The 19282-nt window shown below is 64.8% G+C and carries 21 protein-coding genes; 8 read left to right on the plus strand and 13 right to left on the minus strand.

Annotated features, from left to right (window positions below; genetic code table 11):
- Nucleotides 1-50 precede the first annotated feature (50 nt).
- Together I2H31_RS05560 and I2H31_RS05565 are read right to left on the minus strand one after the other, a co-directional pair.
- Nucleotides 51-779, minus strand: a complete 729-nt coding sequence (locus I2H31_RS05560) for a carboxypeptidase-like regulatory domain-containing protein (RefSeq protein ID WP_230687490.1) — start codon at nt 777-779, stop codon at nt 51-53.
- A gap of 239 nt (nt 780-1018) precedes the next feature.
- Complete coding sequence (locus tag I2H31_RS05565; RefSeq protein WP_230687491.1) at nt 1019-1450, minus strand: hypothetical protein; 432 nt, start codon at nt 1448-1450, stop codon at nt 1019-1021.
- A gap of 198 nt (nt 1451-1648) precedes the next feature.
- Between I2H31_RS05565 and I2H31_RS05570 the strand changes: the two genes are divergently transcribed.
- The 4 genes from I2H31_RS05570 to I2H31_RS05585 all read left to right on the plus strand — a co-directional run bounded on the left by I2H31_RS05570 (nt 1649) and on the right by I2H31_RS05585 (nt 5882).
- Nucleotides 1649-2986 carry an NAD(P)/FAD-dependent oxidoreductase gene (locus I2H31_RS05570; RefSeq protein ID WP_196292012.1) on the plus strand — a complete coding sequence of 446 codons (1338 nt, stop codon included), beginning with the start codon at nt 1649-1651 and terminating at the stop codon, nt 2984-2986.
- Nucleotides 2987-3000: 14 nt separating this feature from the next.
- Nucleotides 3001-3228, plus strand: a complete 228-nt coding sequence (locus tag I2H31_RS05575) for a hypothetical protein (protein ID WP_196292013.1) — start codon at nt 3001-3003, stop codon at nt 3226-3228.
- A gap of 165 nt (nt 3229-3393) precedes the next feature.
- Nucleotides 3394-4755, plus strand: coding sequence for a 4Fe-4S binding protein (locus I2H31_RS05580; protein ID WP_196292014.1), 1362 nt, complete (start codon nt 3394-3396; stop codon nt 4753-4755).
- Nucleotides 4756-4844: 89 nt separating this feature from the next.
- A complete protein-coding gene (locus I2H31_RS05585) occupies nt 4845-5882 on the plus strand; it encodes a formylglycine-generating enzyme family protein (protein WP_196292015.1) in 1038 nt (345 codons plus the stop codon).
- A 1-nt stretch (nt 5883) separates the two neighbouring features.
- Here I2H31_RS05585 and I2H31_RS05590 read toward each other — a convergent pair whose 3' ends face one another.
- From I2H31_RS05590 to I2H31_RS05605, 4 genes are all read right to left on the minus strand, one after another.
- Nucleotides 5884-6849 carry an alpha/beta fold hydrolase gene (locus tag I2H31_RS05590; RefSeq protein WP_230687492.1) on the minus strand — a complete coding sequence of 322 codons (966 nt, stop codon included), beginning with the start codon at nt 6847-6849 and terminating at the stop codon, nt 5884-5886.
- Between the two features lie 96 nt (nt 6850-6945).
- A complete protein-coding gene (locus tag I2H31_RS05595; protein WP_196292017.1) occupies nt 6946-7929 on the minus strand; it encodes a class I SAM-dependent methyltransferase in 984 nt (327 codons plus the stop codon).
- A gap of 25 nt (nt 7930-7954) precedes the next feature.
- Nucleotides 7955-8416: an SRPBCC family protein gene (locus tag I2H31_RS05600; protein WP_196292018.1), complete on the minus strand. Its 462-nt coding sequence runs from the start codon at nt 8414-8416 to the stop codon at nt 7955-7957.
- 8 nt (nt 8417-8424) lie between these two features.
- Complete coding sequence (locus I2H31_RS05605; protein ID WP_196292019.1) at nt 8425-8880, minus strand: peroxiredoxin; 456 nt, start codon at nt 8878-8880, stop codon at nt 8425-8427.
- Nucleotides 8881-9016: 136 nt separating this feature from the next.
- Between I2H31_RS05605 and I2H31_RS05610 the strand changes: the two genes are divergently transcribed.
- The 3 genes from I2H31_RS05610 to I2H31_RS05620 all read left to right on the plus strand — a co-directional run bounded on the left by I2H31_RS05610 (nt 9017) and on the right by I2H31_RS05620 (nt 12690).
- Entirely contained in the window at nt 9017-9715 is a 699-nt protein-coding gene (locus I2H31_RS05610; RefSeq protein WP_196292020.1) for a glycosyltransferase family 2 protein, read from the plus strand.
- 139 nt (nt 9716-9854) lie between these two features.
- Complete coding sequence (locus I2H31_RS05615; protein WP_230687493.1) at nt 9855-11333, plus strand: cellulose synthase family protein; 1479 nt, start codon at nt 9855-9857, stop codon at nt 11331-11333.
- Nucleotides 11323-12690 (plus strand): hypothetical protein, encoded by a 1368-nt coding sequence (locus tag I2H31_RS05620; RefSeq protein ID WP_196292021.1) that lies wholly within the window; start codon nt 11323-11325, stop codon nt 12688-12690. The genes I2H31_RS05615 and I2H31_RS05620 overlap by 11 nt, the downstream gene beginning before the upstream one ends.
- Before the next feature lie 49 nt (nt 12691-12739).
- Here the strand turns inward: I2H31_RS05620 and I2H31_RS05625 are convergent, their stop codons facing one another.
- The 5 genes from I2H31_RS05625 to I2H31_RS05645 all read right to left on the minus strand — a co-directional run bounded on the left by I2H31_RS05625 (nt 12740) and on the right by I2H31_RS05645 (nt 16300).
- Complete coding sequence (locus tag I2H31_RS05625; protein WP_196292022.1) at nt 12740-13651, minus strand: hypothetical protein; 912 nt, start codon at nt 13649-13651, stop codon at nt 12740-12742.
- A gap of 110 nt (nt 13652-13761) precedes the next feature.
- Nucleotides 13762-14295 (minus strand): rhodanese-like domain-containing protein, encoded by a 534-nt coding sequence (locus I2H31_RS05630; protein ID WP_196292023.1) that lies wholly within the window; start codon nt 14293-14295, stop codon nt 13762-13764.
- A gap of 32 nt (nt 14296-14327) precedes the next feature.
- On the minus strand, nt 14328-14657 hold the full coding sequence (locus tag I2H31_RS05635) for an arsenosugar biosynthesis-associated peroxidase-like protein (RefSeq protein ID WP_196292024.1): 330 nt from the start codon (nt 14655-14657) through the stop codon (nt 14328-14330).
- 142 nt (nt 14658-14799) lie between these two features.
- Nucleotides 14800-15732: an anti-sigma factor gene (locus tag I2H31_RS05640; protein WP_196292025.1), complete on the minus strand. Its 933-nt coding sequence runs from the start codon at nt 15730-15732 to the stop codon at nt 14800-14802.
- 7 nt (nt 15733-15739) lie between these two features.
- Complete coding sequence (locus I2H31_RS05645) at nt 15740-16300, minus strand: RNA polymerase sigma factor (protein ID WP_317192183.1); 561 nt, start codon at nt 16298-16300, stop codon at nt 15740-15742.
- Between the two features lie 197 nt (nt 16301-16497).
- On the opposite strand from I2H31_RS05645, the gene I2H31_RS05650 reads away from it, so the two are divergent.
- Nucleotides 16498-17892 carry an NAD-dependent succinate-semialdehyde dehydrogenase gene (locus I2H31_RS05650; protein ID WP_196292026.1) on the plus strand — a complete coding sequence of 465 codons (1395 nt, stop codon included), beginning with the start codon at nt 16498-16500 and terminating at the stop codon, nt 17890-17892.
- Between the two features lie 156 nt (nt 17893-18048).
- Here the strand turns inward: I2H31_RS05650 and I2H31_RS05655 are convergent, their stop codons facing one another.
- Together I2H31_RS05655 and I2H31_RS05660 are read right to left on the minus strand one after the other, a co-directional pair.
- Nucleotides 18049-18816: a YdcF family protein gene (locus I2H31_RS05655; RefSeq protein ID WP_196292027.1), complete on the minus strand. Its 768-nt coding sequence runs from the start codon at nt 18814-18816 to the stop codon at nt 18049-18051.
- Nucleotides 18817-18879: 63 nt separating this feature from the next.
- Nucleotides 18880-19236 carry a thioredoxin family protein gene (locus tag I2H31_RS05660; RefSeq protein WP_196292028.1) on the minus strand — a complete coding sequence of 119 codons (357 nt, stop codon included), beginning with the start codon at nt 19234-19236 and terminating at the stop codon, nt 18880-18882.
- Nucleotides 19237-19282 lie beyond the last annotated feature (46 nt).

Genomic DNA, 19282 nt, shown 5'->3' on the forward strand with positions numbered 1-19282 from the left:
CGGGTTTCCAACTGGAAATCCGGGCCTTTTGCGTTTGGTGAACCTGCCATTTAGCGGCGCTTTCTGGTTTTGGCGCGGGGCGTAAGGGTCACGTTGACGGGCTGGCTGCCGCGGCTGCGCACCTCTTCGTCGTCGTAGCCGCCGTAGCCGAAAATCAGGGTGTTGTCGGTGCCGCTGGGTACTTCCAGGCTGTAGTTGCCGTTGGCGTCGGTGCTGGTGCCTTTGCTGCTGCCGCGCAACAGCACCGTGGCGCCCACCAGGGGCTTGCCCGTTTCGTCATCAATCTTGCCGGTGACCGTGAGCGTGCTCGGCGCGGCCGGGGCAGCGGGGGCAGCCTGCGCGGCGGCGGGCTCGGGGTCCGGGGCGGCCTCGGCGGCGGGCGCGGCGGCCACTGCGGCCGTCTGGGTCACGGGCGCCGACGCGGCGGCGGCCGTGGTCTTTGTGGTGCTTGCGGCCTTGGCGGTGGTTTTGGCAGTCGTCGGCTCGGCCGCGGCGGCGCTGTCGGGAGCGGCTTTGAGGCCCGCGGCGATGCTGTCGGCGGCCGTGGGGGCGGTGGCCGTCACGGCGGCATCGTCGAGCATGAACGTGGGCGTGACGGACGCCAAGCCGCTGCCGCCGCCTTTGGGCAGGGCCACGTAGCCCACCACCAGGGCCAGGATAACCGCCCCCAGAATGTAGAGCAGCTTGTTGTTGCCGCCCGAGGTCACTTCCTCGTCCTGGGCATCGAGGTTGGGGTCGTACGGTTCGTTTTCAGGCTTGGGTAAATTTTCCGGGTTCATCGCAGCTGCAGGTAAGTGGGAATGAAGAAAAGAAGAGAGGAGAATCCGCACAATGGTTAATTGCAATACCGTTGTATCAGATATATCGGGCAAGTTAAGCTTTTGCCGGGTTATCAAGCGCACAATGCACTTTTTTCTTCCCGCCCTCCCACCCCGCTTTCCCAAGGGCACAAAAAAGCCGCCTCGCCCCAACCCGCTACGGGTTGGGGCGAGGCGGCACGGCGCCTGGCAAAGGCCCGCTACTCGTCGCTGATGGTTTCGTTGTGGCCGGCCGGCGTGGGGGCGCCGGTGGCGCTTTTCTCGCCAAAGGGCTGGTCGCGGGTGCGCAGGTTGTGGTCGAGCTCGACGCTGCCCTCGGCCTCGAAGCCCGGCCCCTGGGCCTGCTCGCCGGCGTGCACGTGGTCGTTGCCGCCCTGCGGGCTGGTTTCCGAACCGCCGATGTGCAGGTTGTCGAGCTGGTCTTTCTGGTTGCTGCGCTGGGTGTAGCCGTTGGCCCCCACGTTGCGGGCGGCCGAGGGGTCGTTGCTGGCTTTGTTGTTGCTCTGGTCCTGCTGGTATTCCTTTTGACGTTCCAGCTCTTCGTTTTTCGCGAAGTTTTTACTTTCGGTGATGTCGGCGTGTTCGCCTTCGTTCGGGTCGGTGCCGTCGCCGGAGATGTTATCGGGAATCATGGGCTGAGAATTAAGTGGGAAGGTGCTGGTGGGCTTACGCAGGCCCCGGCTTTCCGTTACGCCGCGGGCCAAACCGCGGGCCCCGCCTCCCGCGTAGTTTGTCGGGCGCTTCCGGCGCGCGTATCGGAAGCCGCGGTTGGCTCCGGTGGTCGGGGCCGGGCGCCTACATTTGGCCATTCGCAGCTTTTTCTCCGTCTCATGCACCTGGTAATCGTTGGCAATGGCATCACCGGGGTTTCGTGCGCCCTCGCGGTGCGGCGCCTGCGCCCGGACGCCCGCATCACCCTGGTTTCGGCCGAAAGCGCGCACCACTATTCGCGCACCGCGCTGATGTACGTGTACATGGGCCACCTGCGTCTGTCCGACATCAAGCCCTACGAGGACTGGTTCTGGGACGAAAACCGGCTGGGCCTGGTGCACGCCACCGCCACCGCGCTCAACACCCGCGAAAACCGCCTCACGCTCGACAACGGCACCACCCTGGCCTACGACCAGTTGCTGCTGGCCACCGGCTCCCAAAGCACGCGCTACGGCTGGCCGGGCCAGCACCTGGCCGGCGTGCAAAGCCTCTACGGCCTGCCCGACCTGGCCGCCATGGCCCGCGACACCCACGCCATCACGCGGGGCGTGGTGGTGGGCGGCGGCCTCATTGGCGCCGAGCTGGCCGAGATGCTGCATTCGCGCGGCATCGAGGCGGTGGTGCTGGTGCGCGACGCCCGCTACTGGGCCTCGGTGCTGCCGCCGGAAGAAGCCAACCTGGTGGACGCGCAGTTTGAGGCCAACCAAATACAAGTACGCTACCGCACCGAGCTAGGCGAAATCCTGGGCGATGCGCAGGGCCGCGTGCGCGCCGTGCGCACCACGGCCGGCGAGGAAATACCCTGCCAGTGGGTGGGCCTGGCCACTGGCGTGGCCCCCAACCTGGCCCTGGCCAACACCGCGGACGTGGAAACCGACCGCGGCATTCTGGTGGACGAGTACCTGCGCACCAGCGTGCCCAACGTGTACGCGGCCGGCGACTGCGCCCAGCACCGCCGCCCGGCGGCGGGCGAAGTGGCCATCGAGCAACTCTGGTACACCGGCCGCATGCAGGGCGAAACCGTGGCGCACACCCTCTGCGGCCAGCCCACGCCCTACCGGCGCGGCGTCTGGTTCAACTCGGCCAAGTTCTTCAACCTCGAATACCAGACCTACGGCCAAGCGCCTGCCCAGCCGGGCGCCGAGCTCAGCAGCTTTTACTGGGAACACCCGGCCGGGCGCGCGGCGTTGCGCATCTACTTCCGGGCCGCCTCCCCGCAGGCGGTGGTGGGGTTCAATGCCCTGGGCCTGCGCCTGCGCCAAGCCGTGTGCGAAGCCTGGATACGCCAGCGCGCGCCCGTGGCCACGGTGCTGGCCCAGCTCGGGGCGGCTAATTTTGACCCGGAGTTTTTTCCGCAGCACGAACAAGCCATTGTGGCGGCGTTCAACCGGCAGTTTCCGGAGCAGCGGGTGGTGCTCCGGCAGCGCAAGGGCCTGCTGGCCCGGCTCACGTCTTAACCTAAAATTTTCCCGTGGATTTTTCCAAACTATACCGTCCTTCGGCCCTCAACAGCTTCCAGTTCATTGCCCTCACCGGCCTGCTGATGAGCGCCGGAGCGCATTTGATTCTGCATTTTTTTGTGGGGCGCACCCCGGCCGGCTTCACCTGGCTGTACGTGTGCTGGTCGGGGTTTTACGTCCTCGGCACCCTCATCAACCTCTTTGGCAAGTCTGACGGTCATCATCACCACCATCACTAGCGATAAATTGATGATGAGCAATAGCTGAATGTCATGTCGAGCTTGTCGAGACATCTCGCGTGCTATAGTAATTCTTTCAATTGAGTTACTTCAGCACGCGAGATGTCTCGACAAGCTCGACATGACGTTTTTACAAGTCTTACTCCTTATTCCATTGAAAATTAGATGACTCCAGCCTTTGCCGCCCCGCCGCTACCCGCCGCCCCTGCCGCCGAAAAACTCGCGCTGGCTGGGGTGGCGGCGGGCTTGCTGGCCCTGCTCCTGGCCCTGGCCGACGCCGACCCCACGCGCGGGCAGTGGTGGCTCTATGGAGCCCTGGCCTTGCTGACGGGCGGCACGCTGGCCTGGAGCGGGCTGCACTACGGCCGCCGGCCGGCCGGCGTGCAGCAGCACAATCTATGGCGGCGCGCCAGCACCAGCCGTGGTGCCGTGGCCTGGGTCACCAGCCTGGTGCTCACGGGGTTTTATGTGGTGCTGTACTGGTTTAGCGGCAACGACGGCCACGGCCATTTCGGGGTGCTGAACAACCTGGTGCACGCCCTCGATGCCTTCAGCCGGGCCCTGCGCGCCCGGCCCGCCGACCAGTGGTTTCTCTACGGCACCTTCTACACACTGGCCGTGCTGCTGATGGGCGGCCGGGCCCTGTGGAAATACCGCCACTCGCGCTACCAGGTCATCCGGACGGTTTCGGTGATGTTTTTTCAGCTGGGCTTTGCGTTTCTGCTGCCCGGCGTGCTGCAGTTTTTTCAGCAGCCTGAGTTCTACTTCAACTATTTCTGGCCGCTGAAGTATGACTATTTGTTTCCGGGCACGGTCACTTCCCTGCTCCAGAGTGGCGGCCTGGGCGTGTTCATGGTATTTTGGGGCGCGGTGATGTCGCTGCTGGCCACGCCGGTGCTCACCTATTTTTTTGGCAAGCGCTGGTACTGCTCGTGGGTGTGCGGCTGCGGCGGGCTGGCCGAAACCGCCGGCGACCCCTACCGCCAGCTTTCCGACAAGAGCCGCGCCGCCTGGCGCTGGGAAGTGCGCCTCATTTACCCCATCCTGGCCATCATTGTGGCCCTCACGGCGCTGCTGTGGGCACATTTTGCCACCGGCAACACCCTGCTGGGTGAGGCTGGCAACGTGGGCGCAAAGTGGTACGGCTTCGCCATCGGCTCGGTGTTTTCGGGCGTCATCGGGGTGGGGTTCTACCCCATCCTGGGCAACCGCGTGTGGTGCCGCTTCGGCTGCCCCATGGCGGCCTACCTCGGGCTGCTGCAAAAGCACTTTTCCCGCTTCCGCATCAGCACCAACGGCGGGCAGTGCATCTCGTGCGGCAACTGTTCCAACGTGTGCGAAATGGGCATCGACGTGAAGCAGTACGCCCAGCGCGGCGAGCCCATCATCCGGGCCTCGTGCGTGGGCTGCGGCCTGTGCAGCACCGCCTGCCCGCGCGGCGTGCTCAACCTGGAAAACGGGCCTCGCACGGGACGCTACCAGGCCTCGCCACTCATTCATGCGGACTCGCTGCGGATATTGGGCTAATTTTTATCGATTTGCCCTTGCTCATGCTTCGTCATTTTTGTAGCCCGCAACGCGGGCGCCGGTGGTTTCCAGGCTTTGTTGGTTGCTCAATGGTTGTGTGGCTGGTGGGCTGCTCTCGTTTTGGCTCCAGCTTTGGTCCTCCATCGGGCGCCTCCCCGGGGCTCTACAGCACTACTACCGGCCTGAAGAACCTCGACAGAGAATTTGGAGGGCCCCGTGAGCTGTTTCGCGACGACGCAGTCATCAACTACAGCAACCTCTGCGTACCCGACACTTCGTTTGTGGTGAAAAAGGAATGGCGCGAACTCAAATCGGTGCCCAAGGTGCTGCCGGTGGGCATGCCCGGCGGCATTCTGCTCACCAGAGATGGCTGGGCCATTGACGAGGCCGAGGTGCCTAACATTGAATGGAAACGCTACCAGCGGCAACTGGCCGCCGCGGGTGTGAGCGTGGCGGCTACCGAGCCGCTCGCTTCGGCCCTGCCCGTTCCCGATTATTTTACCAACGTTTTCTACGACTATTATCCGGTGGTCGGCGTGAGCTACGAGCAGGTGGTGGCCTTCTGCAAGTGGCGCGGCAAGGCCATCAGCTACATGATAAACCGCAGCAAGCCCTACTCGCCCGACAGCCTGGCCGCCGAGCACGTGGTGGTGGAAAGCCGCCTCCCCACCGAGGCCGAATGGGAGCAGGCTGCCCTCGCCAAGCGCGGCCTGCCCTTCGGCCGCAAGTGCACTGAAAGCCTGCTTGAAGTAAACCCCAAAGCCGCAACTTACTTCAAGCAACGCTCGGGCACTACCGCCTACATATCTCAAATTCAATCTGATATAAAAGCTTACAACCGCACGAAACCTTCCCGCTCGTTCATCAATTACAACCAGCCCGAGCCCTATTTTCTGCGCCTGCTTACCCCTGCTTACGTCTACGGCGGGCCCACCAACGACTACCGGCTCTACAACCTGCTGGGCAATGCCGCCGAGATGATTCAGGAGCGCGGCGTGGCCAAAGGCGGCAGCTACCGCGACCCGCTGGCGGGCTGCACCGTGACCTCGCGTAGTACTTATTCCGACCCTTCGCCCACGGTGGGCTTCCGCTGCATGATACGCGCCACCCAGCCCAACCGCAAGTAGCTCACCGCAAAAACGCCAGCAGCGCCTGGTAAAACTGCGCCGGCGCTTCTAGGTGCGGGATGTGGCCGATGCCGGGCAGCTCCACCAGCTTTGCGCCCTTGATGATGGCGGCGGTGCGGCGGCCCAGGGCGGGGTACTGGCCCATTTGCACCAGGGTTTTGGGGTCTTTGATGAGCGCCTTGCCCACCACCGTGCGGTCGGCCTGCCCGATGATGAGCAACGTGGGCACGGCCACGCGGCCAAACTCGTAGCTTACCGGCTGCTGGTATATCATGTCGAAAGTTAGGGCGTTGGCACGGGCCACCTTCGGGAAATCGGGGCTGCGCGTTTGAGCGGCCAGGGGCAGCAACCACTGGTCGTGCGCCGCGGGGTAGCCGTTGGGATAGTAGGTGGCGTGGTACTTCCGAATGCTGGCTTCGGTGCTTTTCAGCTCGCTGGCCTCGGCCTGGTCAATGGACTGAAACGGCACGCCCACGCGGTAGTCCTCCAGCCCGATGGGGTTTTCGAGCACCAGCTTTTCGGTGGTTTCGGGGTAGAGCAGGGCGAAGCGCGTGGCCAGCATGCCGCCCATGCTGTGGCCCACAATGACGGCCTTTTTCACGCCCAGCGTGTCGAGCAACCGCCTGGTATTGAGCGCCAGCTGGTGAAAAGAATAGTGAATGTCGGCCTTGTCCGACTTGCCAAAACCAAGCTGGTCGGGCACCACCACGCGGAACCCCGCCCCGGCCAGCGTCTTTATGGTTTCGCGCCAGTAGGCCCCGAAAAAGTTCTTGCCGTGCAAGAGCACCACGGTGCGGCCGTTGGGGTTGGCGGTGGCCGGCACATCCATGTAGGCCATGCGCAGGGCCTGGCCTTCCAGCCTCAGCGGCAGGTATTTCACGGGAAATGGGTAGTCGTACCCATCGAGCGTGGCGTTGAGCGGGGCGGTTTGGGCCGACGCGGAAACCGACAGCAACCAAGGCAGCAACAGTAGCAGGAAACGGGGCAACAGGCGAAAGCAGTTCATGCCCACTCTACGCAGAACCGGCCGCGGCTGCCCAATGCCCCGGCTTGAAATTTCGACTTACTCCTCCGGCCGGGGCCGGTACACGCCAAACAGCAGGTCGCTGGGGTGCGTGGCCAGAAAGTCGTCTTCCAGCCGAAACAACTCGGCCAGCAGCGCCTGGGTTTCGGCATCGTCGTCGCGCAGGAAGTGGTGGGCAATGTCCTTGAGCACCAGCGTGAGGAGGTTGCCGCCGAGGGCTGCTTCCTCCAGGGGCAGAAAGTGCCGGCGCAGGGCCGGTACTATGCGGTCGGACTCGGCCGCTTCGGACGGGTCGGCCAAGCGCATGCGCCACCGGCCGGGCCCGCTCACGCTGGTTTTGAGCTGGCGCGAGAGGTAGCGCACCCGGTAGCGCGGCGGCAGCACGGTGCGCAGCACGCGGTTGGCTTCGGCCAGTTGGGCGGCGGTCCACTGCAGGCGGGCGGGGCCCACGTAGTCGTTGAGCACCAGCAGGCCATCGGGGTGCAGGGCCCGGCGCACGCGCGCTACGATGTTTTCCACCTGCTCGAAATGGTGCAGGGCCGAATGAAACAACACCACGTCGACCGAGGCTGCCGGTAGGTCGAGGGCATTCACGTCAGCCACCTCGGTGCGAAAATTGGTCAGCCCCTCGGCCTGGGCCACGGCCGCCGCCTGGGCCAGCAGGCGCCCCGCAATGTCGACGCAGCGCACTTCGGCAAACTGCGGCAGCCGGGCAAAGGCCAGCTCGTGCGAGGCCGCCCCGCTGCCCAGCGACAGCAGGCGCAGGCCTCGCCGGCCGGCCAGGTACTTGTCGGCCACGTAGGGTTCGTAGGGCTGGTCGGGGCGGCCGGTCATGCGCTCGTTCCAGCGGCGGCGCACGGCGGGCACCTGCCACCAGTTGGCCGCCCGTAGCGCGGGGTCGTCGAAGGCCGAGCGGGTGCGGGCCAGGGCGCTCAGGCGCAACTTGGAAAGCAGAAACGGCAGCCCGCGCTGGCGCAGCTTGGCCAGGGTTTCGAGGAAGTCGTCGGAAGTGATGAGCGGCATGCAGGCGCGGGTTTCGGCCCCAAACTTACGCGGCAGCCCCGGCTTCCAGCCGAAATTCCAGCGCCTCATTGCGCGCTTGCAGGAACCGCGTCAGGTAGCTTTTCAAAAATAAGTGGTCGAACCAACGGCCGACGAAGCCCAGCGGACTGCTGAACTCAAACACATCGCGCACGCGGGTGCCGCCCGGCACGGCTTCAAAATAATGCTCGTGCCGCAGCGTGCGGAAAGCCCCGCGCACCAGCTCGTCCCGGAAATAATGGGGCGGCACGGCCGCCGTGATGCGCACCGTCAGGCGCTGCCGCACGCCGAGGCGGCGGGCCTCCCAAGTCACCACGTCGCCCAGTTGCAGTTGGCCGCTGGCGGGGCCGGCCAGCACCCGCTCGCCGGTGTGACGGGTGGAGTCGATGTGCGCCTGCGTGTTGAGGGCCAATGCGTAGCAGGCCGCGGGCGAAGCTTTCACCAGCATTTCCAGCTCAATGCGCGCCATTTGTTTTGCTAAGCCGGCAGGCCGGCCAGCACCTTTTTGGCGTTGCTCACGTGGTCCGTGGCGCCGCTGAGGGAGTTGAAGATGTACTGCACGATGCCGTTTTTGTCAATCACGAACGTGACGCGGCCGGGCAGCAGGCCCAGCAGCGCGCGGGGCACTTCGTAGAGCTTGCGCACTTTGCCATCGGTGTCGGCCAGCAATTGAAACGGCAGGCGGTGCTTCTGCGTGAATTTCTGGTGCGAGGCTTCGCTGTCGGAGCTAATGCCCACCACTTCGGCGCCTAGGTCTCTGAAATCCTCGTACTGGTCGCGGAACGAGCAGGCTTCGGCCGTGCAGCCGGGCGTGTCGTCCTTGGGGTAGAAATAAAGCACCACGTGGCGGCCGCGCTGCTCCGAGAGGCGGAAAGTCTCGCCGGAAGTGGTAGTGAGCGTGAAGTCGGGCGCGGGTTGGCCTATCTGAAGCATACGGTGGGGTTAACGGTTGGGCGCGGCGCGCGGGCCGTGCGGTGCCGCTTTGCGGCGGCGGGGGCATCTTTGTGGTGCATATAGCTCCAGCGGCCCGGTTTTGTTTGGCGGCGGCTGGTTTTCGCGTCTCTTTTTCATGGCCCCGCCCCGCATCAGCGTCATCATTCCCGCCCACAACGAAGCCGGGGCCATTGCCCTGGTGCTGGGCGAAATTCCCACGGGCCTGGCCCGGGAAGTCATCGTGGTCGACAACAACTCGACCGACGACACCGGCGCCATCGCGCGGGCCGCCGGGGCCACCGTGTTGCGCGAGCCCCGCCCCGGCTACGGCCACGCCTGCCTGGCCGGCATGGCCCACGCCTTCGGCGGGCCCCAATCCGAGTGGCCCGACATCGTCGTATTTCTCGACGGCGACCACTCCGATTACCCCGAACAAATGCCCGAACTTCTGGCCCCGCTCCTGCGCGGGGAGGCCGACCTCGTGATTGGCTCGCGGGCCCTGGGCGAACGCGAAAAAGGCGCCCTGCTGCCCCAGCAGCGGTTTGGCAACTGGCTGGCGGCGCGGCTGCTCAACCTGCGCTACCGCAGCCACGTCACCGATTTGGGCCCGTTCCGCGCCGTGCTGGCCCCCGCCCTGCTGGCCATCGGCATGGAAGACCAGACCTATGGCTGGACCGTGGAAATGCAGCTCAAGGCCCTGCGCCGGGGCCTGCGCGTGGTGGAAGTGCCCGTGCGCTACCGCCGCCGCATTGGCACCAGCAAGGTATCGGGCACGGTGCGCGGCACCCTCGGGGCGGGCTACAAGATTCTCTGGACCATTTTTCGGTATTGGTAATGGGTTTCGTAGTTTTTTGTCATCCTGAGCGCAGCGAAGAACCTTTTCACGCCCGAACAATTCGCAGTAATTTCAACGATGCGAACGTGAGAAGGTCCTTCGCTACGCTCAGGATGACAGACGTTAACATGCTGACCTCTTGCCCCACCCTTCGCTGCTGATGCCGGTTCTGCCCATTTTGCTGGTGGCGGTTTACGGCCTGTGCCTGCTGTTTATTCTGGGGTTTAGCGCAGGGCAGTGGCAGCTCACGCGGCTGGCGCTGCGGGCGTATGCCGCACCGCCGGCCCCGCTCCTGCCCGTGCCGGCGGTGTGGCCCCGCGTCACGGTGCAGCTGCCGCTCTACAACGAGCAAAACGTGGTGGAGCGCATCATCGACGCCACCGCCGCCTTGGATTACCCGCCCGAGCTGTTGCACATTCAGGTGCTGGACGACTCCACCGACGCCACCGTGGCCCTCGCGGCGGCCCGCGTGGCCCACCACGCCGGGCGGGGCCTGCGCATCAGCCACGTGCGGCGCCTTGGCCGCGACGGCTACAAAGCCGGCGCCCTCCGCCACGGCCTGGAAGAAACCGACGGTGAGTTCATCGCCATTTTCGACGCCGACTTTGTGCCGGAAGCGGATTTTCTGCGCCGCACGGTGCCATATTTTTTGCAGGATGACCGCATCGGCGTGGTGCAGACCCGCTGGGGCCACCTCAACGAGAACGAGTCCTTGCTCACCCGCCTGCAGGCTTTTGGGCTCGATGCGCACTTTCTCATCGAGCAAGTCGGCCGCACGTTCGCCGGCTTTTTCATCAACTTCAACGGCACCGGCGGGGTGTGGCGCCGCGCCTGCATCGACGACGCCGGCGGCTGGCACACCGACACCCTCACCGAAGACCTCGACCTGAGCTACCGCGCCCAGTTGCGCGGCTGGCGCTTCGTGTACCGCCCCGGCATCGTGGCGCCCGCCGAGCTGCCGGCCGTGATGGACGCCCTCAAGTCGCAGCAGTTCCGCTGGACCAAGGGCGCAGCCGAAACGGCCCACAAGCACCTCGGGCCCGTGTGGCGCTCCCGGCAGCCGCTGGCCGTGAAGCTGCAGGCCACCTTCCATTTGCTCAACAGCAGCGTCTACATCGTCATCATGCTCATGGCCTTGCTGAGCGTGCCGCTGGTGTTTGTGCGGGCGCAGTTCCACGAATACAAAGTGGTATTTCAGCTGGCATCGGTGTTTTTGGTGGGCTTCACGCCGCTCATTTACTACTACTATTCGGCCTGGCGGCTGGCCCACCCCGATAAGCCGCTGTGGCGCTACCCGGGCTTCTTTCTGTTGTTTCTGTCGGTTTCGATGGGCCTGGCGCTGCACAATGCGCGCGCCGTAATTCTGGGCTGGCTGGGCCGGCGCACGCCCTTTGTGCGCACGCCCAAGGCCGGCACGGCGCCCGTGGCCCGGCGCCGCCGCTACCGCACGGGCGGCATTGGGCCGCTGGTGGCGCTGGAAGGGTTGCTGGCAGTGTACTTTGCCTTCGGCCTCGGGGCGGGCATTTATTTCGACGATTTTGGCCTGTTGCCCTTCCATTCCTTGCTCACGGTAGGGTTTGCGGCCATTTTTTACTACTCGGTGCGCCATGCCCGCTAAGCTTCCTTCGCTTTCGCAATGCGCGGCGCTGCTGCTCTCGGGCGCGGCCTACGCGGCCCTGGCCTACGCCACGCCGCGGGTGCAGCTCGGGCAGCTGGTGGGCCTGTTTGCGGTGGCGCTGGCGGCCTATACGTGGCTGCTGCGCAGCCGGCTGCCGCTGCGCTGGGGCCTGGGTGCGGCGCTGGCGTTCCGGCTGCTGTGGCTGCCGGCCGCGCCGGCCTTGTCCGACGACGTGTACCGCTTCCGCTGGGACGGCCTGCTGGTGGCCAACGGCGTGAACCCGTTCCGCTTCCGGCCCGATGAGCTGATTGCCGACGGTGCCCGCACGGCCGTGCCCGGCGAAGCCCGCCGCGCCGCGCTGCTGCCCGAGCTGCAGCAGCTGTACCGGCAGCTCAATTCGCCGCACTACTACTCGGTGTACCCGCCGGTGTGCCAGTTTGCGTTTGGGGCCGGCGCGGGGCTGTTTCCGACTTCCAACGCGGGTTTTGCGGCCAGCTTACGCGCCGTCATCCTGCTGGCCGAAGTGGGCACGGCCTGGCTGCTGCTGGCGCTGCTGCCGGCCCTGGGCTGGCCGGCCCCCCGCGCGCTGCGCTACCTATTGCACCCGCTGGTCATCGTGGAGCTCACCGGCAACCTGCACTTTGAAGGCGTGCTGTTCGGCTTCATCCTGCTGGCCCTGTGGCTACTGAGCCGGCAAAAGTGGGCCGCTTCGGCGGTGGCGCTGGGGCTGGGCGTGGCCACCAAGCTGCTGCCGCTGCTGGTGCTGCCGCTGCTGGGGCGCCGGCTGGGCTGGCGGCGGTTTGCGGTGTATTCGCTGCTGTGTCTGGGCACGCTGCTGCTGTTGTTTGGCCCGTTTCTTTCCGTCGATTTGTTCGTCAACATCGCCCGCAGCCTCAAGCTGTATTTCCGCAGCTTCGAGTTCAACGCCAGCGTGTATTACCTGCTGCGGCCCATCGGTTACTGGCTCACTACTTACAACCAGATTGCCATCATCGGGCCGGCGCTGGCCTTGCTGAGCGGGCTGCTGGGCCTGGGCCTGGCCTGGCGGGAGCGTCGGCCCACGCTGGCTGGGCTGCCATCCACACTCCTGCTCATGCTCACGGCCTACTATGCCTTGGCCACCACCGTGCATCCCTGGTACCTCACGCTGCTGGTGGGCCTGAGCGTGCTTACCCGCTTTCGCTACGCGCTGGTGTGGGGCGGGCTGGCCATTCTTTCCTACGCGGCCTACCGCACCTCCATCTACGCCGAAAACCTCTGGCTGGTGGCTCTGGAATACGCCGGCATGTACGCCGTGCTGCTGTGGGAGCTGACCAGGAGGACGTCCGAAAGTCCTGAAATGGATTCGTTGGAATAAACGAAAGTCATTTCCCGCTGCCGGGTTTAGCCCCTTTGCGCTAATGCGCTTATTTGGGCCAATAGGCGAAGCGCCGCGTCGATTTCAGCTGCAGGTTGCGGCCGTCCCAGGTAGTTTGGCGCAGCAGCACGTTGGGGTAGGCTTTGGCAAAAACGTAGGTGTTTTGCTTGTCCGGTGCCAATTGGATGCTGACGCGCCAGGCGGCCTCCGTCAGCTCATCGGCCGGGGCGGCGGCCGTGCTCAGGTGGGCCTGGTAGTACACCGGCGGCGTCACCTTGTTGGTTTGCTGCAGGTCCATCACCGTCAAATCGAACGCCGGCAGCGACTCGAACTTCAGGCTGCGCAGGGTGTAGGGCAAGGCGTCTTCCAGAAACACGTCGCGGCGCAGGTCGCGGCTGCCCACGCCCTGCTTGTCCCAGTACGAGTCGAACGTTTCCTCGAAGTTGACGCCGTCGTCGACGATGGCTTTGAAGGTGTTGCCGCACCATTCCTGCGACGAAGTGGTCATTTTATACAGCGCCACCGGCTGGTCGCGCCGGAAAAACAGCGACGTGAGGTAGTGGTACGGGTACTCGTCGGCCCGAATCTGGCAGAACTGGTTGATTTTCATCACCGGGAATAAGTCCGGCCGCTCGTAGTCGTCGGTCTTGACGTTGAACTCCTGGTTGAACTCCTCCTTGACCGTAATCAGGGTGTATTCAAAGGCACGCTTCTTCTTGTAAATCACCCGCTCGGCGGCGTAGGTGGCCACTTCGGCCTGGCCGTCTTCCCAGAGCTTGTTCATGGCCCAGTTCTGGTCGAAAAACGGCAGCACCGCCTGCAGGGCCTGCGCCGAAGCCGGTACACGTCCTTTGGGCTGCTCCTTCACCGGCGCCTGGCAGCCGGCCAGCCCCGCCCCAAGCAGCAGCAGAAAAGCAAAACGCAGAGGCAGACGGCGTATAGAAAAGGCGGAGGTGGGCATCAAATTTTCCTGCTGACGGCTTTTTTGGAGACGGAATCGGTGCAATCAACAACAGCTTACGCGGAAAATGGGCCCCAAAGATTCAGGAAGCCCATTTTCCTGCTTAGTTGCTATTTATACACCTTATGACCACGTTTCAGCCAGGCGCCCCACAGCACCGAGTACGGATGCACGTTCGGCGTGGGGCCCTGGGCATTCACTACCGGGTAGCCTTCGTTCACCCACTCGAACAAGCCGCCGTAGAGGTTGCTTACGTGCCCGAAACCCAGGCTGCGCAGCCGCTCGCCGAGCCGCTCGCTGCGGGCGCCCACCGAGCAGTACACCACCACGGGCCGGGCGCGGTCCACGCCCGGAAACTCCTGCGTCGCCACCGAATCGTAGGGCACCAGCTGGGCGCCCTGCAGGTGGCTCACCGCGTATTCGTCGGGCGTGCGAACATCGAGCAGCAGCGGCGCGCCCGGCTGGCCCAGCTGCTGCGCCAGCGCGGCCGGCGCCACCGTGGGCACGGTGTGCTTGTAGAGCAGCTGGAGCATGCGGCGGTAAGCCGGCGAGGCGCTGGCCCCGCCGGCCTCATCGGCCGCGCAGCTGCTCAGGCCAAACAGGCCGAGGCACAGGCAGGAAGAGGCGACAAGGGCGAAGGTCATGGACGCGGAGAACGCGGCAAAACGCCGCCAGCTTACATGGACAGCTCTTTGGCCTTGTTCATCATCATGGTGGCGTGCACCAGCGTGGCCCCGCCCTTGATGGCCGCGCCCACGTGCACGGCTTCCATCATCTCGGCCTCGTCCACGCCTTTTTGCAGGGCGTCGGAGGTGTAGGCGTCGATGCAGTACGGACATTGCACCACGTGGGCCACGGCCAGCGCAATCAGGGATTTTTCGCGCTCCGTGAGGGCGCCTTCCTTGAAAACTTCGCCGTAATAATCAAAAAACTTGCGGCCCATTTCGGGCTGCCATTCGCTGATGTTGCCAAATTTGGCGAGGTCGGCGGGGTTGTAGTACGACATGTGCGAAGCGAAAAAGGGTTGGTAAAAATGAAAGATACGAAGTAAAGAAAACCGGCCCGGCGCCCGCAGGAAAAAGCCCCCGCCACCCGTCGCGAAACGGCTGTGCGGAGGCTTTTTTCAGCAAGCGACCGGCGCTTTTGCGCTAGGATTTGGAAGCAGCCGCAACCGCGCCCATGGCCTGAATGGGCATGGTGGGGCTGGCGCTGCCGCCGGCCGGCTCGATGGTGACGGCAAATGCCTGCGCGCTGGCTATTTCCTTCATTTCCTGCAGGTCGGCGCCCTCGGCGGTGGCCTGGGCTATCATGCCGGCGTCCACGGGCTTGCCGTCGGCCAGGGCCCAGAGCTGGTACTGCTTGCCGGCGGGCAGCGCGGGCATGCTTTTCACGTCCACGTACACCTTGTGGGTAGCGGGGTTGAAGAGCACCCGGGCCCGGGTCGAGGGCGCATCCTTGGTGCCCACCAGCGCCACGGCGCGGAATTCGTCGCTGCGCAGCACCTGGTTTTCCTGACGCAGCTCGCCGAGCTGGCGCTCCACCACCTGCGTGGTGGTGGCAAAGCGCGACTGCTCGTTTTGCAGCGCCACGAGGTCGGAGCTGGCGTCTTTCCAGCGCGAGTACAACAAAGCGTTGGCGCCCAGGCTCAGCAGCAGCGCCACCGACGCGGCCATGGCCCAGACGGAGCGCGAAGAGGCCGGGGCTTCCGCGGCCGGCGTGAGGGGCCGAATCACGGCCTCACCGGCAATGGGTTGGGCGGAAGCTGCAGCGGCACTTGGGTTCTGAGAAACGGCGGCGTCGAGGTCGGCCCGTAGGGCGGCGTTGGGGGTAGCAGCAGTGGCGGGGGCGGCAATCTGGGCCATTACGTTGGCCAGCACCCGCTCCCGCATGGCGGCGGGCGGCGTGACGGAATGGGCTTCGGCGTAAAAGCCCAGGGCGGCCTGCACTTGCGCTAGCTCCTCGCGGACTTCCGGGTGCCGGGCGGCTTCGGCTTCCACGGCAGCCTGCTCGGCCGGCGAAAGCTCTCCGAGAGCGTACTGCTCCAGAATGCCCGATTCTATATATGCTTGGATGTTTTCCACGATTGCGTTAGCGAATAAGTTTGCTGAGGACTTTGATGGCGGTGCGGGCGCGGGTTTTCACCGTCCCCAGGGGGAGGTTCAGCTCTTCGGCCACTTCACTTTGGGTGAAGCCTTCAAAGTAGAGAAGGTCGATTATCTGGCGCTGTTCGGGCACCAGTTTTTGGGTGATTTCCTGCAGGCCGATGTGCTCTGGGCGGAAGGTGGTGGGCGCGGCCTGGCGCTGCGCCGTCAGGCTATCGTCCAGGCCCTGTGTGCGGCTACCTACGCGGTGCTGTCGGGAGCGGATTTTGTCGATGCTCAGATTTCGGCAAATGTTCAGCACCCAAGTGAACAGGCGGCCCTTGCTGGCGTCGTAGCTGGCAAAGGCGTGCCAGATTTTGACCAGGGCTTCCTGTAGCACGTCCTCGGCCTCGTCTTCGGCTTTCACGATGCGGAAGATGACGCCGTAGAGGGCCGCCGAATACCGGTCGTAGAACAGCGTCATGGCCGATTCGTCGCGCGCCTGGAGGCGTCGGACGAGGTCCGCCTCGGCGGCGGGTGGCAGGGAAATCAGAGAGGTATCGGACACAAGCAGTGACTGAAAGTGAGAAATGAAGCCGAAATCGGCGCCATGCAAAGCGCACGAAAATACGCCGGGCGCCGCAAACCGTGCTATACGGGCTCAACCGTATACGCAACCGAACCCGCCCCGTGTAAGTTGAATAGATTTTGCGGCACGGTCCCGGCCACCCCGCCGTTTTCCGGCCGCTTCTCCCCTTTGTTGCCATGCCTATCGAATCCTTCAACCCCTACACCGGCCGCCTGCTGCGTCGCTTCAAAGCGTTTAGCTGGATGAAAACCGAGCGCATTCTGGGCCAGGCGCACCGCGCGGCGGCCGATTGGCAGGCCACCACCTGGGCACACCGGGCTGGCGTGCTGCGCCGCGCCGCCGCGCTGCTGCGCGAGCGGCAGGACGACCTGGCCCGCCTCATGGCCCTGGAAATGGGCAAGCCCGTGACCGACGGCCGCGCCGAAGCCCTGAAATGCGCCACCTGCTGCGACTTCTACGCCGAGCGCGCCGAAGGCTTCCTGGCCGATGAACTGATTGAAACCGACGCCGGCCGCAGCTTCATCAGCTACCAGCCCATTGGCGTGGTGCTGGCCATCATGCCGTGGAACTTTCCGCTGTGGCAGGTGGTGCGCTTTGCCGCCCCGGCCCTCATGGCCGGCAACGTAGGCCTGCTCAAGCACGCGTCCAACGTGCCACAGTGCGCGCTGGCGCTGGAGCAGGTGTTTCACGACGCGGGCCTGCCGCCGGCCTGCTTTCGCACGCTGCTGATTGGGTCCGACTTGGTGGAAAAGCTGCTGGCCGACGACCGGGTGCGCGCCGCCACGCTCACGGGCAGCGAGGGCGCGGGCGCGTCGGTGGCGGCCATTGCGGGCGCCCACATCAAGAAAACGGTGCTGGAATTGGGCGGCTCCGATGCCTTCATTGTGCTGGCCGATGCCGACGTGGCCCTGGCCGCCAAAACCGCCGCCCAGAGCCGCATGATAAACAGCGGCCAGAGCTGCATCGCGGCCAAGCGCTTCATCGTGGAGAAGCCGGTGCTCAAGGAATTTATCAGCCAGATGAAAACGCATTTGCTGGCCATGCGCCCCGGCGACCCGCTCGACGACGCCACCCAATACGGCCCGCTGGCCCGCCCTGATTTGGCCGACGAGCTGACCCAGCAAGTGAACGACTCGGTGGCCCGGGGCGCCAAAGTAGAGCTGCACGGCGGCCAGGCCAAGCCCGGCACCGCCCTGTTCCGGCCCATGATGCTGTCGAACGTCAAGCCCGGCCAACGGGCGTATGAGGAGGAGTTTTTTGGCCCCGTGGCGCTGGTGCTCGAAGCCAAAAACGCCGCCGATGCCGTGCGCCTAGCCAACGACTCGCGCTTCGGCCTGGGCGCGGCCGTGTGGACCGGCGACGCGAAAAAGGGCGAGGAAATGGCCCGCCAGATTGAAAGCGGCGCCGTGTTCGTCAACGGCTTGGTAAAGTCGATGCCCGAGCTGCCGTTCGGCGGGGTGAAAAAGTCCGGCTACGGGCGGGAGCTGTCGTATCTGGGCATACGGGAATTTGTGAACCAGAAGTCGATTTGGATTGGGAAGGAAATAGCAGCGGTGGCCAAAATGGAGTAGTGAAGAAAAGGTCATGTCGAGCTTGTCGAGACATCTCGCGCGTGTTGCTAACTCCATTGATTGGATTAGTGGTGGCACGCGAGATGTCTCGACAAGCTCGACATGACCGTGCTTGAATTTTGTCTATTTCCGCCCACTCTTCACAAGACCAAGCTTCTACAAATACCCCAGCACCTTATACGTCAGCCAGCCGGTCATTTCGTGAATGAGCACGCTTAGGTTTTCCAGCGCGCCGCCGTTGGGCAGCAGCCAGTAGTCGGGCGTAATGCGGCGGTCGGAGCTGCGGAACCCGGCCGGAAAGCCAATGGGCTGCAGGCCTACCTTGCGGAAGCAGCCCAGCGCGCGCCGCTGATGAAACGCCGACGTCACCAGCACCAGCGTGTCGGTGCCGGGGTAGCGGGCCAGCAGGCGCTTGGTGAACAAGGCGTTTTCGCGGGTGTTGCGGCTGCTGTCTTCCTGAATGATGTCGGCCTGAGGCACGCCGGCCAGGCGCAGCAGGGTGGCCAGGTCGGCGGCTTCGGTGTGGGCCTTGTGCAGCACCGCGCCCGAGCCGCCCGAAACGATGATGCGGCGCACCCGCCCGGCCCGGTACAGCCACAGGGCGTTGGTGAGACGGTCGGCGCCGCTGCTGAGGTACACCCGGTCGTGCGGCGACTTATCCACGTCGGTGATGCCGGTGAGCAGCACGGCGGCATCGGCGTGGGCGGGCAAGGCGGCCAGCGGCACCGGCGGCTTTTCCCAGGCCAGCATGAGTTCGTTTACGAGGGCGTTGTTGGTGCTGAGCAGGGCCAGCAGGGCGGCCGCCAGCAGCCACCGGCGCTGGCGGCGCGGCTGCCGCGCCAGCAGGGCGCCCAGCAGCAGGGCCAGCAGCCACACCGTGGGCAGGAGAACAACGTCGAGGAGTTTGGAGAGCAGAAAAAACATGCCCAAAGGTAGCCCGCCGAATGGCTGGGCCGCCTTTGGGCATGTCCATGGGGTGGCGGGGGCTTATTCGGTGTGGGGCACGAAGGCGCGCAGGCGGGCGAGTTGGGCCCGCACTTCGGCTTCGGTGGTCAGGTTGTCGCACTCCAGCATGCGGCCCTGGCAATAGCTCACGAAAAAGGGCGCTACTTTTTCCTGCATCAGCTTGCGGGCTACGGGGTTCTCGTCCGAGTCGAGACGCACGAACAGGATGGCCTCGTTGCCGGGGTCGTCGGCAAACTTGGCAAACGGTGGCGCCAAGGCCTGGCAAATGGCGCAGCCGGCGGAGGTGAACTTGGCAAACACCTTCAGGTGCTCGTGCGTGAGGCGGCGCAGGTGCTCGTCGTCAGTGTCGACCACGTGCCTGCGTTCTTCTTCGGTCATGAGAATCAGCTTTAAACCCGTCACTTAAACTCCCATTACGGCCCCA

It is taken from the genome of Hymenobacter ruricola (assembly GCF_015694525.1).
GTDB classification, from domain to species: Bacteria; Bacteroidota; Bacteroidia; order Cytophagales; family Hymenobacteraceae; genus Hymenobacter; species Hymenobacter ruricola.

Coding starts and splice junctions, on each gene's coding strand:
- I2H31_RS05625 (WP_196292022.1), bottom strand. CDS start 13,651: ATGCCCACCTCCGCCTTTTCTATACGCCGTCTGCCTCTGCGTTTTGCT.
- I2H31_RS05620 (WP_196292021.1), top strand. CDS start 11,323: ATGCCCGCTAAGCTTCCTTCGCTTTCGCAATGCGCGGCGCTGCTGCTC.
- I2H31_RS05605 (WP_196292019.1), bottom strand. CDS start 8,880: ATGCTTCAGATAGGCCAACCCGCGCCCGACTTCACGCTCACTACCACT.
- I2H31_RS05570 (WP_196292012.1), top strand. CDS start 1,649: ATGCACCTGGTAATCGTTGGCAATGGCATCACCGGGGTTTCGTGCGCC.
- I2H31_RS05660 (WP_196292028.1), bottom strand. CDS start 19,236: ATGACCGAAGAAGAACGCAGGCACGTGGTCGACACTGACGACGAGCAC.
- I2H31_RS05655 (WP_196292027.1), bottom strand. CDS start 18,816: ATGTTTTTTCTGCTCTCCAAACTCCTCGACGTTGTTCTCCTGCCCACG.
- I2H31_RS05585 (WP_196292015.1), top strand. CDS start 4,845: ATGGTTGTGTGGCTGGTGGGCTGCTCTCGTTTTGGCTCCAGCTTTGGT.
- I2H31_RS05595 (WP_196292017.1), bottom strand. CDS start 7,929: ATGCCGCTCATCACTTCCGACGACTTCCTCGAAACCCTGGCCAAGCTG.
- I2H31_RS05565 (WP_230687491.1), bottom strand. CDS start 1,450: ATGATTCCCGATAACATCTCCGGCGACGGCACCGACCCGAACGAAGGC.
- I2H31_RS05610 (WP_196292020.1), top strand. CDS start 9,017: ATGGCCCCGCCCCGCATCAGCGTCATCATTCCCGCCCACAACGAAGCC.
- I2H31_RS05600 (WP_196292018.1), bottom strand. CDS start 8,416: ATGGCGCGCATTGAGCTGGAAATGCTGGTGAAAGCTTCGCCCGCGGCC.
- I2H31_RS05630 (WP_196292023.1), bottom strand. CDS start 14,295: ATGACCTTCGCCCTTGTCGCCTCTTCCTGCCTGTGCCTCGGCCTGTTT.
- I2H31_RS05635 (WP_196292024.1), bottom strand. CDS start 14,657: ATGTCGTACTACAACCCCGCCGACCTCGCCAAATTTGGCAACATCAGC.
- I2H31_RS05580 (WP_196292014.1), top strand. CDS start 3,394: ATGACTCCAGCCTTTGCCGCCCCGCCGCTACCCGCCGCCCCTGCCGCC.
- I2H31_RS05560 (WP_230687490.1), bottom strand. CDS start 779: ATGAACCCGGAAAATTTACCCAAGCCTGAAAACGAACCGTACGACCCC.
- I2H31_RS05650 (WP_196292026.1), top strand. CDS start 16,498: ATGCCTATCGAATCCTTCAACCCCTACACCGGCCGCCTGCTGCGTCGC.